Raw genomic sequence first — 12,776 nt, forward strand, 5'->3', positions numbered from 1 at the left:
ATCAAACGACTTTGAAGTCTGTGTAGGCTTTAATCATGAGCGCAGGGCGGAAGGCTAGCTCGTCTTATTCCGCCATGACGCGGTTCGGCGGGAACGAGACTTCCACCAGCGTGCCCTCGCCCTTGCGGCTCTTGATCGTGAAGTTCGCGCGATTGGCCTCAACCAGCGCCTTGGTAAGCGGCAGCCCGAGACCCGTTCCGGTGGTCGCGCGCGACGTGTTGATCTGTCCGAACGGTTCGAGCGCTGTTTGCACATCGCTCTCGCTCATGCCGAGCCCAGTGTCGCGAATGCGCACGACGGCGTGACCGGCATCCGTGCGCGCGGTGGAGACGATCACCTGCCCGCCGGCATTGGCGAGATGAATCGAGGTGCCGATCAGGTTCAGGGTGATCTGGCGCAACGCCTGCGCGTCGGCCACCACGTTCGGCAATTGATGCGCCAGCGAGGTGCGGATGATGATGCGTTCGCGATTGGCCTGCGGCTGCATCACGCCGACGCATTGTTCGACCAGTTCGTTGAGGTTCTGCGGCGAGAAGGCGAGTTCGAGCTTGCCGGTCTCGATCCGCGACAGATCCAACAGATCGTTGACGATGGCGATCACCCGCTCGCCGGAGCCGCGGATGTCCTTCATGTATTCGACGTAGCGCTCGCTGCCGAGCGCGCCGAAGCGCTCCTCGATCATCACCTCGGCAAAGCCGAGAATGGCGTTGAGCGGGGTGCGGATCTCGTGGCTGAGCCGCGCCAGCACGTCGGCCTTGGCGTTGGCGGCGCGCTCCGCCTGCCGCCGCGCCTGGAGCAATTCCGACTCGGTCTTCTTGACCTGCGACAGATCGCGGAACACGGCGAAGAAATTCGGGCCGTCGTGGCGGGTGCGGCCGATGATCGCCGACAGCGGGATCAACCCGCCCTCGCGCACCCGGCCGAGCACTTCGCGGCCGTGGTCGAGCAGGCTTTCGGCGCCGTCGCCCTTGATCGCCTCAAGATAGTCCAGCATCACGCGCTGGCTTTCCGGCGCGAACAGATCGGTCAGATTGCAGCGCACGAGATCGTCGCCGGAATAGCCGAACAGCGCTTCGGCGCTGCGGTTGCAGACGTGCAAGCGGCCCTCGGCGTCGAACATCACGATGCCTTCGGCGGTGGTGTCGAGGATGGTGCCGAGTTCTTCGGCGTTGGCGGCGCCGACCGCGGAGGGCAGATCGGGATCGACCGCCGGCGCCTCGGTGAACGGTTCAGCTTCCTGTTCGATCGGCGCGGCTTCGGCCGATGTCTCGGAGAAGATCAAGGCCAGCGCTGCTTCGCCGTCCCAACTGATGCTGAACAGCCGGCCGGAGGCCGATTGCGGCGCCGGCCGGTCGGCGGCGAGCTGCGCCGCGGCGATGGTGATCGGCGTTCCGTCCTCGAGATTGCCGCCGGATTCGTCGGCGCCGGATTCGACGTAGAGCACATCGAGACCGCCGGCTTGTTCCAGCGCCGCGACGCTGGCGAAGCCGGTGCGGTCGAGAAAGGCGCGGTTGGCATAGAGCAGCCGGTCGAGCCGATAGATCAGCACGCCGACCGGCATCAGATCGAGCAGCAGCCGGTCGCGCGGGGCTTCGCCGCGCGCCGGTAGCGCCGCGGCCGACAGCGGGTCGGCAGCGGCGTTGGAGGCGGGCTCCGACTCTGATGGCGTCTCGGCAATTGTCGCGTCCGAAGTCTCGGATTCCACGGCCTCGGGCTCGGCCGACTCCTCGGAAGCGGCGGCATCGCCGATCAGATCCGGCGCCTCGTTTTCCAGGCGCGCCGACAATTGCCGCGCCAGCTCGTTGAAGGCGCTGTTTTCGACCGGGGTCAGCGCCGGCGATCTCGGATCATTCGCCTGCCTGAACGGCAGGACATTTTTCGGCGTATCCACTGGGGTTTCCGGATCTGTTGGTGGGCGAGGATCCGCCGGCGCGGGCTGCGGATCGGCGAGGTCGGTGGTGTCCGGCGCGCTCGCGGCGGCAGCGGACGGCGCGGCGGGGGAAGCTTCGGCGGGCGCGCTGTCGGCGGACAGCGCGCGGGGCGGTGGCAGGTCGGGGTCGCTGCGCCGCATGTCCGCCAGCCGGTTGAGGCCGTCGAGGTCGCGGCAGACGCCGAAACCGCGATAGCCCCGGAAATTGCCGTCCCGATCCTGGGTTGGCAATCCCGACATTTCGACGGCAAGGCGCTGGTCGGGGGCATCGACCGGCCATTGCAGCACGATGCCGCTGAAGGTGTTGCGGGTGCTGATCGCCGCGGCGAAGCGGCCGTCGGGATCGAGCCCGAAAAGCTCGGCGATCTCGCGCCACAGCCGGCCGAATCCCGCGGCAGTGCGCGGTCCGATCAGCCGGCTGAACTCGTCGGAGATGATGCAGAACCGGCCCTCGGCGTCGAGCTGCCAGGTGAAGCGCATCGGATGACGCCGCGGTTGCAGCGGCTGCTCGAACCAGGGTGGCGACACGTCGGCGTGCGCTGCATCCGACGGCGCGGCGGCGGGCTGCGACGCGACCGGCGGTTCGGGTGAGGAGGGCGCCTGCTCGACGGAATCTTGGGCGCGTTCGTCATTCGCCGGCGCGGGCTCAACTACCTCGGGCTGCGGCTGATCGGGTTCGGGGGTGGCTGCGGCGTCGACCAATTCGGCCTTGTCCTGGTCGGGCGATGCCTCCTGCCAGGACAGCGCAGGCTCGGTCGGCGGTTCGGTGGCGGCAAGCGGCGGCGTGGCCGGCTCGGCCGGCGGCGACACGGCGACATTGTTGATCGGCGCGAATTCCGCCGGGGCGTCCGGCGTGGTGGCCGGCGCCTCATAGTCCGGCGGCTGATCGGCCGAGACCTCTGCTGCGGCCTGCGGCGCGGGAAGCGGTTCTGTCGCCTCGGCGTTGACCACCGTCGGCGGCGGCTCGGCGTTCGCCGGATGCGGCCGCGCCGCCTGCTGCACGGCGCCGGGCACCAGCAAGGCCACCAGGCCGACATCGGCGCCGGCGCCGACCCGCTGCAGCACCATATGGCCGATGCCGATCGGCATTTCGGCGCGTCCCGACGCCAGCGCGTCGCGGCGTGCGTTCTCCAGCCCCGCCTCGGTCAGATCGCGAAAGCCGAGCAGCGCGCGCGCCGCCTCGCTGGCGCCGATGAACAACCCGTCGCGCGCAAAGGTCGCAATCGGCGTCTCGATGCCTTCGACCAGCCGCTGCAATCGCTCGACCAGCGGCATGCTGCGGCCGATTGGCTCGGCGGCCACCAGCAGCACGCCAGCGCTGCCATCGGAAAACTCCAGCCGCGCGCAGGCGCAGGTCACCAGCGCCCCGAGCGGCGCGCCGAAGCCGCGCAGCCGCTCCAGCCGCGTCGCGCCGGTCGGCGACAAGCGTGCGGCCAATTGCACCACCTGACGGCGGTTCTGGTCGGCGGGGCCGAAACTCCTGGCGCTGAGCGCCGCGCTGTTCGGCGCCCCGAACAACCGCGCGCCGACCGGATTTGCCCAAATGATCCGCGTGCCGTCGACCGCCCACAACCAGGCCGGCAGGCTGCTGGTGGCGTGGATCGCGAGCCGTGGATCCTCCACGCCCCGCACCTGGAATTCGGCACTGTTCATCGGCACTCACGACTGACGTGGCGGTTTTGCCGCACCCGCCGAATTTGTTCTCTGCCAGAGCGACAGCCTTAACAATTCGTTAGTATCGCCTCCGGCCGCCGCAAGGTCCACGATCCCGGCGGCCGCCCGACTGGCAAAGCGAGGATAACGTTAATTTCCACAGCGCACAGAACCTTGACGTTTGAATCGCGTTGGGGTTGCAAGTCCGTATCGTTGCTGCACCATGCAAGGCAGCGTTAAGCATCACAATGACGCCGTCGCAACACCCCTGCCGAGGGCGTCATAACAATGGACGTCATGACAGTGGACGTTCCGAACGAACGTTCGAACAATGGATGTCCAAACAATGAGATCGGAACACTGAGCGTCGGAGGATCGATGTCGGAACGATGGCCGACACGATACCGGCGTCACAACGATCGGGCGTCACACCGATGATGCCTGCGATCGGATAGAGTGTCGGCACGGCAGGGGAACCGGCTGAGCGCAGCGAACTTCAACAGGAGTGGTGACCATGGACCAGGATGGGCGTGACCGATTCGAAATTCCCAACGAAGTGCGATCGATGGCAGAAGCCAGCTTCGATCAGGCCCGCAAGGCCTTCGAGCAATTGCTCGCCAGCGCCCAGCAGACCGCCACCACCATCGAAGGCAAGAGTGCAACGGTGCGCGCCGGCGCTAAGGACATCACCACCAAGGCGGTGTCGTTCGCGGAGAAGAACGTAACCGCTTCGCTTGATTACGCCCAGCAATTGCTGCACGCCAAGGATCTCGGCGAGGTGATGCGGCTGCACAGCGAATACGTCCAGGCGCAGATGAAGTCGCTGGCGGAGCAGGCCAGCGAAATCGGCCAGATCGTCGGCCAGGCGGCGCTGGAGGCGGCCAAGCCGAAGACCTGAGAGCCTGGCCGAAAATAAAGCATTGAAATAACTGCGGCCGATCCATCATCGCAAGCCGAGGACGGCCGGTGCGCCGGCCGAACAGCGAAGCAACCCAGGGTTGCGCGTGTGGCCCTGGATTGCTTCGTCGCAACAGCTCCGCGCGATGACGAACTTAAGCGCTTGATTTCGCTGCAGAGATTTTCGGCCAGCGCTTGAGGCCGAACGGCGTCAGATCGAGCCATTGGCAACGCGCAGGCGGCGGCGCTGGCGATGCCGCGCGGTTTTATGTTGCGTTGCACAATTTCTTCGTGGTATGATTAAGCCATTGGACGCTTCCAAGCCGTTGCCGCTTTGAGGCGTCGGTGATCCGTCCTGGCTCCGCCGGGCTTCGCCAAGGGTCACGCTGTTACCGCAACCCGAAGGACGCACCGCATGGCCGATTCCGATCCGTTTTCTTCCGTGACTCCGTTCCAGCTCCCCGAACACGTCCGGGCGTTGGCCGAAAAGGGCGTTTCGCAGGCGCGCGAAAGCTACAGCAAGCTGAAGGACGCCGCGGAAAGCCAGAATGGCACCATCGAGGCCGTGTTCAGCTCGGCCAGCAAAGGCGCCACCGACTATTCCGCCAAGCTGGTTGACATCGTGAAGACCAACACTAACGCCAGCTTTGATTTCGCCCAGGCGCTGATCGGCGCCAAGTCGCTGCCCGAGGCGCTGGAATTGTGGACCGCCCACGCCCGCAAGCAGGTCGAGACCCTGACCTCGCAGACCAAGGAACTCGCCGAACTGACCCAAAGGGTCGCGGCGGACACCGTGGAGCCGATCAAGACCCACGCCACCAAGCTGTTTACGCCGCCCAACGCCTGATTGGGCGGCTTCGGCGGTCGCTTCAACGAGAGGGGATGAGGTTTTTCGGCCTCGTCCGCTCTCTTTTTGGTTTTGGCGGGCCGGCGAGACTGTTTCCGGCCGGCCCGGGCCGTCCAGGAGGCTGCGCTGGAGGCGGACGACGTTTCGTCGAATCGGCCATCCTGCTCCAGGTTTTTGCTCGAGCGTGGTCTTTTTGCGAAAACCGGGATCCGCTTTCGGGATCCCGCGCTATAGCGTCTCGAGCGAACAGGATCCGGGTTCGCGTGAAGAAAACGCGTCAAAATAACAATCTAGAGCTCCGGCTCTTCGTCTATCAGAATCGGAAGAGTTCTAGACGTTCGTTTTTCGTCGCATTCCCGGCCTTGCCAAAGCCGGGCGTTGCACCTAGTTTCCGCCCCGTTCGCAACCCCCTTGGGGCGGACACGGATGCAGTTGTAGCTCAGTTGGTTAGAGCGCCTGTCTGTGGAACAGGAGGTCGGTGGTTCGAGCCCACCCAACTGTACCAGAACATCAATGAAATCAATATGTTAGGTAGCGGTATCTTTTCTCGTCGTGCCCAAGTTTTGTTTGGGGATGCCGTGGGGATGCCGACAATATCAACGTCGAATCTTCCATCGTCGTCAACTTCTGTCAGATCGCTTTTTCAAGCCTCCTCAGACAACCTAAAACCTCATGCCGAAACCTTGGTCCTTGCGGCGGCCTACGTGGCACCGATCTGCCGTCCTTCACCATTTTCTCGATGGTTGAGCGGATCGTTCCCAAGACCGTTGTTGGTACGATCGGCGCAGAAAGTCGCGTCTCTTGGACATTGCCGCATGAGCCCAAACGGGTACTGGCCGAAATAGGCATCCCATTTATCGGCCTCGAACCAGCCAACTAGGTATTTCCTGCTTGTGAGCGTAGGCGCATCGTGTGCCCGCGGACCAGTTGCGCCTCGAGCGCAGTGAAGAGCTCGTCGTTCCAACAGACTTTCGCTGCGATGACGGCCGTGATGGAGTCGGACGCTCCGCCGCCCGGGCGTACCGCATTGATCAAAATATCGGTACGCCGGCCAACGGAAGCTCCCGGCACCCGGCTGACTTCAGCTTGTCGATTAGCGAAGATGCCGGCGCGAGCGAGTTCAGTTTGAAGAAAGCGCGCGACGACGTCCACGAAGCCGTTTTCATCGATAGGTCTGAAGACGTTCTTCAAACCCTGACGATCCCAAAGATCGCGCACTGGCGTTTGCCCGTCGTGAAGCGCGCCGGCGAATTTTGCCAGCGCTTCGGTGAGGACGTCGCAAAGATCCACCGCCGTGTTCACCAATTTCAAGGTCGGTTTGTCGGCAAGCGCGAGAACCTCTTTCGGACTCATCGGCGACCAGGTCGCGCGTCGCGTCGCCCGATCGGCAAGGGCGAGCTCACGGATTTTTCGGCCAGCCAGCTTCGGCAGCTGGCAAAGCGGTCGAAGGACAACAACCAAAGCCGGCGGCTGTTGTCGCTGGCAACGCCATTGTCGATACGGCCTGCGAGGCGTGGCAAAAACTCGTCGCGCAACCCGACACAATCACATCAATCGGCATGCGAGATTTCTACCAGACGCGCGTTACAACGACCGACTGTCGTGGCCTATCCCGGCAATCTTCGCCCGAGCTCGCCGGAGGCCTTGGCGATCTGTCCGGCCGGCACCGTCGTTCCGCACGATCGGCGGAACTTCCCCGGGGCTGGAACCAACGCTGCCCTGGTGGCGATATCCGAAAAATGCAACCTATGGGTGCGCATCCGCTTGCATGATTGTTATGGATTTCGTGTAGGACCGCGAATTGATCGTCGCCGACCGAAGCGAAGTCAGCGGCTGTGCGACAAGGTGATTTATTGACTCTTCGGTCAGGCGCTGATCATTCGGGCTTCTCCGGCAATCATTCGCCGTGGCGGCGATGATCACGTCAGGCGATGTGACAGATTTCAGCGGTGGCGCGGGCAGAAGGAATAGATACGATTTGGTACGGACAGACATCGGAATCGCGGAGTGACGCGGTCAGCGGATGGTCCGGGCCGTGGCGCTGGATCGTGGGGAGCGTCGTGCTGGTGCCGATGCTGCTCGCAGCCGGCGTGTATTGGCTGCACCAATTGCCGGAAGGACCGATGGCGCGCGGCGGCGATCATTTGATCCAGATCGCGCTGCTGCGGTCGCCCGAGTCCGCGGCGGAAGCAAAGCAAGCGTCGGTGCGACCCGATCCCCCCATCACCGATTTCCAGGCCGCTCCGAGCATCTCCCCGCAATCAAATCCGTCCGATGAGCCGAGCGTGACCGAGCCGCTGCCGCCCAACTCCGCCAGCTCCGGATCCAGTCCGCATCAGGCGCCAAACATTCCGGGATCGGCGCAAGCCCGGCAAGCCGGTGAGGTGCTTCGGTTTCAGCGGCTGTTGCTTGCCCATATCCGGCGCTACCAACGCTATCCCGCGGCCGCCAGGCGCGACGGAATGCAGGGAACGGTGCTGATCGGCTTTGCCATGCGTCGCGATGGCGGGGTGATGACAGTCAGCGTCAAGTCGAGCTCCGGCAAGCGGATTCTCGATGAGGAGGCGGCCGAGACGGTTCGCAGGGCACAGCCCTTGCCGTCGATCCCGTCCGATATGCCCGAGCAATTGACCGTGCTTTTGCCGGTGGCGTTCGACCTGCGGTGAGAGCCGCGGCTTCGCCGATGATATGAATTCTCGATGATCCCGGGCTACGAGAGGGATGGTTGGCCGCGTGAGGATGCAGTGAGATGCAACACTGCGTTGCCCAGAATGGCTGTATCATGCTTGGATTGCCGATCATGAGCCCAACGCCCGCCGATCCGCTCGCCGTTCGAACCGCCGGGCGCCACGGCGGCCGTCGCCAAGGCGGCGTTCCGCGATCGTCGCGCGTGCTGATTTGCAGGATACTGCTGTCAGGATGGTTTGGGATGAGCCCGATGCAGATCGCCGTCGCCGCGGAGCGGCCGGGCGCGCCGCGGTCTTTCAAATTCGACATTCCCGCGCAGCCGCTTGCCGAGGCGCTGCAGGCCTACAGCCGGACCACCGGCGTGCAGGTGATGTTCGAGACGACCTCCACAATCGGCTACCAATCCCAGCCGGTAAAGGGCGAGTTCGCGTCCGACGCGGCCTTGCGGATGCTGCTCGCCGGCACCGAGTTGCGCGTGCGGCGAACCCAGACCATGGCAATCGTGATCGCGTCAGCGTCACCGTCTGCGGCGGATTCCGACGTTCCGTCCGCCGTTCTGCTCGGAGCGGCGGATATGACGCTGGATACGTTGCGTGTTGTCGGATCAAGCGCGTCCGACAAATGGGATAGCTTGGGCGAGTATATTGGCGTTGTTCAAGCGGACCTGCAAAGGGCGCTCAAGCGGGTCGGCAAGGCGACGCGCGGCGAGTATCGGGTCGGAATCAAACTCTGGGTCGATCCGTCGCGGACCGTGCAGCGGGCCGAACTGTTCGGATCGACGGGCGACGAGGTTCGCGACACCTCGATTGTCGCGGCGATCCGAGGCTTGGTACTTAGTCGGGCGGCGCCGCCGAACATTCCCCAGCCGATCAATTTCATGATCGCAATCAAAACCTTGTAGCGCGGCATCGGGAATTGGAGGGCGAGCTGCGGTTCGCATGCATCGCCGCCATTGACGAACAGACGTCATGCGAGTGTCACTCCAGATCGATAGGTAGAATTTCTACCATAGCTATCTGCGCTTCCATCGCTCCGAGTGTCTTGCGTCAGGGGACGGTTCGCGTGTCAGATTCCGATCGACGGTCGCTCCGGGCGGCGCTCTCAGCGGACTACGAAGGCTTGGCCCGGCGTCTGACGCGCTGTCTGGGATCATCGGACCTTGCGCGCGAGGCGCTGCACGAAACCTTCCTGCGGGTCGATCGGGTGACGGGCGCGACGCCGGTGCATAGTCCCATCGATTATCTGTTTCGCGCAGCGATCAATGTGGCGAAGGACCGGCGTCGAAGCGACAGCCTGCGCGACCGGCTGAGCGCCGGCGAGATTGCTGCGATCTGCGACATCCCCGACGACCGGCCGGACCCCTCGGCCGCGCTGGAGGCGAGGCTCGAGATCGAAGAACTGGACAAGGCGCTGCGCGAACTTCCCAAGCGCCGGCGGGCGGTCTTTCTCGCTGCCAACATCGAGCAGATGCCGCACAGCGAGATCGCAAAGCGGTTCGGCGTCAACGTCCGGACCATCGAGTTCGATCTGCGACACGCGATGGAGCACCTCAGCCGCCGTCTCGGTCGCAAGCCGAACCGCCGATACGGCCCGCGCCCGAAAGATCCCGGAACCTGATCAGCCCCGGATTGATTGTAGCAACGGGCAGCCTCCGGGGATTGACCGTGCAACGATTTCAACCAGCTTGCCGTTGCCGGTCGCCGGCGAACGAGGAATACTCCCCCCGCATCCGTGCAAAAGACGGAAGAAGACTGCTAGATGCAATTTTCATTCGGTTTCGTTCAGTCTGCGGTGTCGTGAATCGTCTATAGATGAGAACCTGCCTGGTGTCGCGGCGACGCCAACTCTCTGGCGGCCGTATTACTTAAGCGAATGGGTCGTGACTGCACCTAAGGAAATTCCGTCTGAATTGGACCCGTTGTTGCGCGAGGCTCTGGCGTGGGTCGTCCGGTTGCACTCGGGCGACGCCACGGTTGCGGACGCCGAAGCACTGCGGCTGTGGCGCCGGAGCGGCCCGCATCATGACGAGGCATTCCGCGATGCGGTGCGGCTCTGGCGCGACCTCAGAAGCGTCGCCCGGGAGCTCGTGGCGGAGAACGAGGCCGGCCAGACGGGGCTTTTGACCGCGCCGCGAGCCGGCCTCAGTCGTCGCGGTCTGATCGGCGGCGCGGTGGCGGCGTCGGTTGCCGCCGGCTATTTCGTCGTGCGCCCGCCGCTCGGCTTATGGCCGTCGCTGCAGGAACTGTCGGCGGACTACCGCACCGCCAAGGGAGAGCAACGCAGCATCGCGTTGTCCGACGATGTCTCCCTCAAGCTCAATACGCAGACCAGCGTCGCCATCCGTGCCGCCGCCAGCGAGCCGCATATCGAACTGATTTCGGGTGAGACCGCAATCTCCGCCAAAGGCGGCGGAAGGCCGGTGCTGGTCGACGCATCCGGCGGGCGGATCGCAGCCCTGCAGGCGAATTTCAACGTTCGATGCCTGGATGACGACGTCACGGTATGCTGCCTCGAGGGCACGGTCGAAGTAGGGCTAAAGGGACAGTCCGTCCAACTCGGCAAGGACGAGCAGGTGTCGTATTCGCCCGCGGCCGGCCTGGGCGCACCCAGGCCAGTCGATCCAATGCAGTCCGCGGCGTGGCAGGAGGGCTTGCTGATCGTCCGCGACCGGCCATTAGCCAGCGTCGTCGAAGAGGTCAACCGATACCGACCCGGCAAGATCGTCCTGCTCAATACCGAACTGAGAAGTCGGATGATTACCGGCACTTTTCACCTCGATCGGCTGGATGACTTCATCGCCCAGACCCGCGTGCTGTTCGGCACGACCGTTCGATCGCTGCCGGGCGGCGTGGTGCTGCTGAGCTAAGCGGCCGCGATCGCGATCGCGGGAAGTGTTTTTCGCCGCCAACTTTCTGATTCAGTCCCGAGGATCCCCAATCGTCTTCTGAAGTGAGGGCGCTGCAGCGGGCTTTCGCCGCGGCTGCGTGCCTCCGTAGAAAAGAAACGGGGCGTCGGTGCTGCACGGGATTCACGAGATAGCTGGGGCGCGCCAAGCCCCCAGAGCGACGTTGCGCGGCGTGGGCAAAGCGGTGCTCACAATCGTCGGCATTTGTGCCGGAAGCATTCCGGCGCATGCCGCGACGTCGGCGTCGACGGCCACCGGCCGGCCACAATCCCAGGCCGGGGAGACGGCGGCCGCGCGGCAGGCGAAAAACGCGGCGACGCAGCGTTTCGACATCGACGACTTTGCCGTCCAGGGCGCGCAGCTGCTGCCGCAGCTGGATATCGAAGAGGCGATCTATCCGTTTCTTGGCCCCAACAAAACCGCGGGCGATGTCGAGAAGGCCCGCGTCGCGCTGGAGAAGGCCTATCACGACAAAGGCTATCAAACCGTCAGCGTCGCGGTGCCGTCGCAAAATGTTCAGAGCCGCGTCGTGGTACTTAAGGTCACCGAGCTCAAGATCGGCCGGCTGCGCGTCAAGAATTCGCGCTATTTCGATCTCGACAGGATCACCAGCCGAGCGCCGTCCCTGAAAGAAGGCACGGTGCCGAATTTTGGCGACGTGACCAAGGACATCGTCGCGTTGAATCAGTGGCCGGACCGCCGGGTGACGCCTGCGCTACGCGCCGGTGTCACCCCCGGCACCGTCGACGTCGATCTGAACGTTGAGGACAAGGCGCCGCTGCATGCCAGTGTCGAAATCAACAACCGGCAGTCACCCAACACCACGCCGATCCGCGTCAGCGCGACCGCGCATTACGACAATTTATGGCAGCTTGGGCATTCCTTCAGCTTCACCTATCAGGTCGCGCCGCAAAATCGCAAGGATGCGGAAGTGTTCTCCGCCTCCTATCTGGCACGAATTCCCGACGTCGATTGGCTGAGCGTGCTGGTCTATGCGGTCAAGTCGAATAGCGACGTTGCGACCATCGGCGGCACCAATGTCGTCGGCCCGGGCGAAATCTTCGGGAGCCGGGCGGTGATGACGCTGCCGACCCGGGAGGGTCTGTTTCACACCCTGTCGGTCGGGCTCGACTACAAGCATTTCGAACAGACGGCGAAACTCGGCACCGATGAATTCTCCTCGCCGGTGACCTATTATCCATTGGTCACAAGCTACGCCGCCAACTTCCAGAAAGAGAGTTTCACGACGCAGCTCAATGCCTCGGTGACCTACAACCTGCGGACGCCGAGCAGCGACTGGTTTGCTTTCGATACCAAGCGCTACGAGGCCTCGCCGAGCTTCGCGCATCTCAATGTCGACGTCGCGCATACCCAGGAATTACCTGGCGGAGCGCAACTCTATGGCAAGGTCCAGGGCCAAATCGCGGACGGACCGCTGGTATCAAGCGAGCAATTGAGCCTCGGCGGCCTCGATACCGTGCGCGGCTATCTTGAATCCGAGACGCTCGGCGATGACGGCGTCGTCGGCAACATCGAGCTGCGCAGCCCCAATCTCGGGGAATGGCTGCAGAAGGAAATCAAGGACGAGACCGGGCAGCAGCCGCCGCGTTTTACCACGTTCAACGACTGGCGGTTCTTCGCGTTCACGGATGCCGGCCGGGCCACCGTGTTGCGTCCGTTGTCTGAGCAGCAGTCGCGGTTCGATCTGTGGAGCTACGGCGTCGGCACGCGCTTCAAGGTGTTCGACGGTGTCAACGGCGTGATCGTCTATTCGGTGCCGCTGATCAACCAGACTTACACCAACGCCAATGATCCGCGGGTGAATTTTAGAATCTGGGGTGAATTCTGATGGCCAT

9 protein-coding genes and 1 tRNA gene are annotated in these 12,776 nt (G+C 63.9%); 8 read left to right on the forward strand and 2 right to left on the reverse strand.

Annotation, left to right across the window (positions count from 1 at the left end):
* Positions 1–64 precede the first annotated feature (64 nt).
* The gene (locus tag VGC77_RS14265) at positions 65–3,583 is read right to left on the reverse strand and encodes a PAS domain-containing sensor histidine kinase (protein WP_331172223.1); all 3,519 of its coding nucleotides are present in this window, start codon (positions 3,581–3,583) and stop codon (positions 65–67) included.
* Positions 3,584–4,097: 514 nt separating this feature from the next.
* Here VGC77_RS14265 and VGC77_RS14270 point away from each other — a divergent pair.
* The 3 genes from VGC77_RS14270 to VGC77_RS14280 all read left to right on the forward strand — a co-directional run bounded on the left by VGC77_RS14270 (position 4,098) and on the right by VGC77_RS14280 (position 5,832).
* Positions 4,098–4,481, forward strand: coding sequence for a phasin family protein (locus tag VGC77_RS14270; RefSeq protein ID WP_331172224.1), 384 nt, complete (start codon positions 4,098–4,100; stop codon positions 4,479–4,481).
* A 414-nt stretch (positions 4,482–4,895) separates the two neighbouring features.
* A complete protein-coding gene (locus VGC77_RS14275) occupies positions 4,896–5,327 on the forward strand; it encodes a phasin (protein ID WP_331172225.1) in 432 nt (143 codons plus the stop codon).
* Between the two features lie 428 nt (positions 5,328–5,755).
* Positions 5,756–5,832 (forward strand) — tRNA-His (locus VGC77_RS14280).
* Positions 5,833–6,203: 371 nt separating this feature from the next.
* Here the strand turns inward: VGC77_RS14280 and VGC77_RS14285 are convergent.
* On the reverse strand, positions 6,204–6,788 hold the full coding sequence (locus tag VGC77_RS14285) for a hypothetical protein (RefSeq protein ID WP_331172226.1): 585 nt from the start codon (positions 6,786–6,788) through the stop codon (positions 6,204–6,206).
* A 599-nt stretch (positions 6,789–7,387) separates the two neighbouring features.
* Here VGC77_RS14285 and VGC77_RS14290 point away from each other — a divergent pair.
* The 5 genes from VGC77_RS14290 (at position 7,388) to VGC77_RS14310 (ending at position 12,769) form a co-directional block, all read left to right on the forward strand.
* The gene (locus VGC77_RS14290; RefSeq protein WP_331172227.1) at positions 7,388–7,993 is read left to right on the forward strand and encodes an energy transducer TonB; all 606 of its coding nucleotides are present in this window, start codon (positions 7,388–7,390) and stop codon (positions 7,991–7,993) included.
* A gap of 116 nt (positions 7,994–8,109) precedes the next feature.
* The gene (locus tag VGC77_RS14295; protein ID WP_331172228.1) at positions 8,110–8,916 is read left to right on the forward strand and encodes an STN domain-containing protein; all 807 of its coding nucleotides are present in this window, start codon (positions 8,110–8,112) and stop codon (positions 8,914–8,916) included.
* A 161-nt stretch (positions 8,917–9,077) separates the two neighbouring features.
* Positions 9,078–9,632 (forward strand): RNA polymerase sigma factor, encoded by a 555-nt coding sequence (locus VGC77_RS14300; protein WP_331172229.1) that lies wholly within the window; start codon positions 9,078–9,080, stop codon positions 9,630–9,632.
* Positions 9,633–9,894: 262 nt separating this feature from the next.
* Positions 9,895–10,881, forward strand: a complete 987-nt coding sequence (locus VGC77_RS14305) for a FecR family protein (RefSeq protein ID WP_331172230.1) — start codon at positions 9,895–9,897, stop codon at positions 10,879–10,881.
* Between the two features lie 223 nt (positions 10,882–11,104).
* Positions 11,105–12,769 (forward strand): ShlB/FhaC/HecB family hemolysin secretion/activation protein, encoded by a 1,665-nt coding sequence (locus VGC77_RS14310; protein WP_331172231.1) that lies wholly within the window; start codon positions 11,105–11,107, stop codon positions 12,767–12,769.
* Positions 12,770–12,776 lie beyond the last annotated feature (7 nt).

It is taken from the genome of Rhodopseudomonas sp. (genome assembly GCF_036404135.1).
In the GTDB taxonomy this organism is placed as follows: Bacteria; Pseudomonadota; Alphaproteobacteria; order Rhizobiales; family Xanthobacteraceae; genus Rhodopseudomonas_A.

Excerpts from the sequence above, each read along its gene's own strand:
- VGC77_RS14265 (WP_331172223.1), bottom strand. The coding sequence starts at position 3,583 with ATGAACAGTGCCGAATTCCAGGTGCGGGGCGTGGAGGATCCACGGCTC.
- VGC77_RS14270 (WP_331172224.1), top strand. The coding sequence starts at position 4,098 with ATGGACCAGGATGGGCGTGACCGATTCGAAATTCCCAACGAAGTGCGA.
- VGC77_RS14275 (WP_331172225.1), top strand. The coding sequence starts at position 4,896 with ATGGCCGATTCCGATCCGTTTTCTTCCGTGACTCCGTTCCAGCTCCCC.
- VGC77_RS14295 (WP_331172228.1), top strand. The coding sequence starts at position 8,110 with ATGCTTGGATTGCCGATCATGAGCCCAACGCCCGCCGATCCGCTCGCC.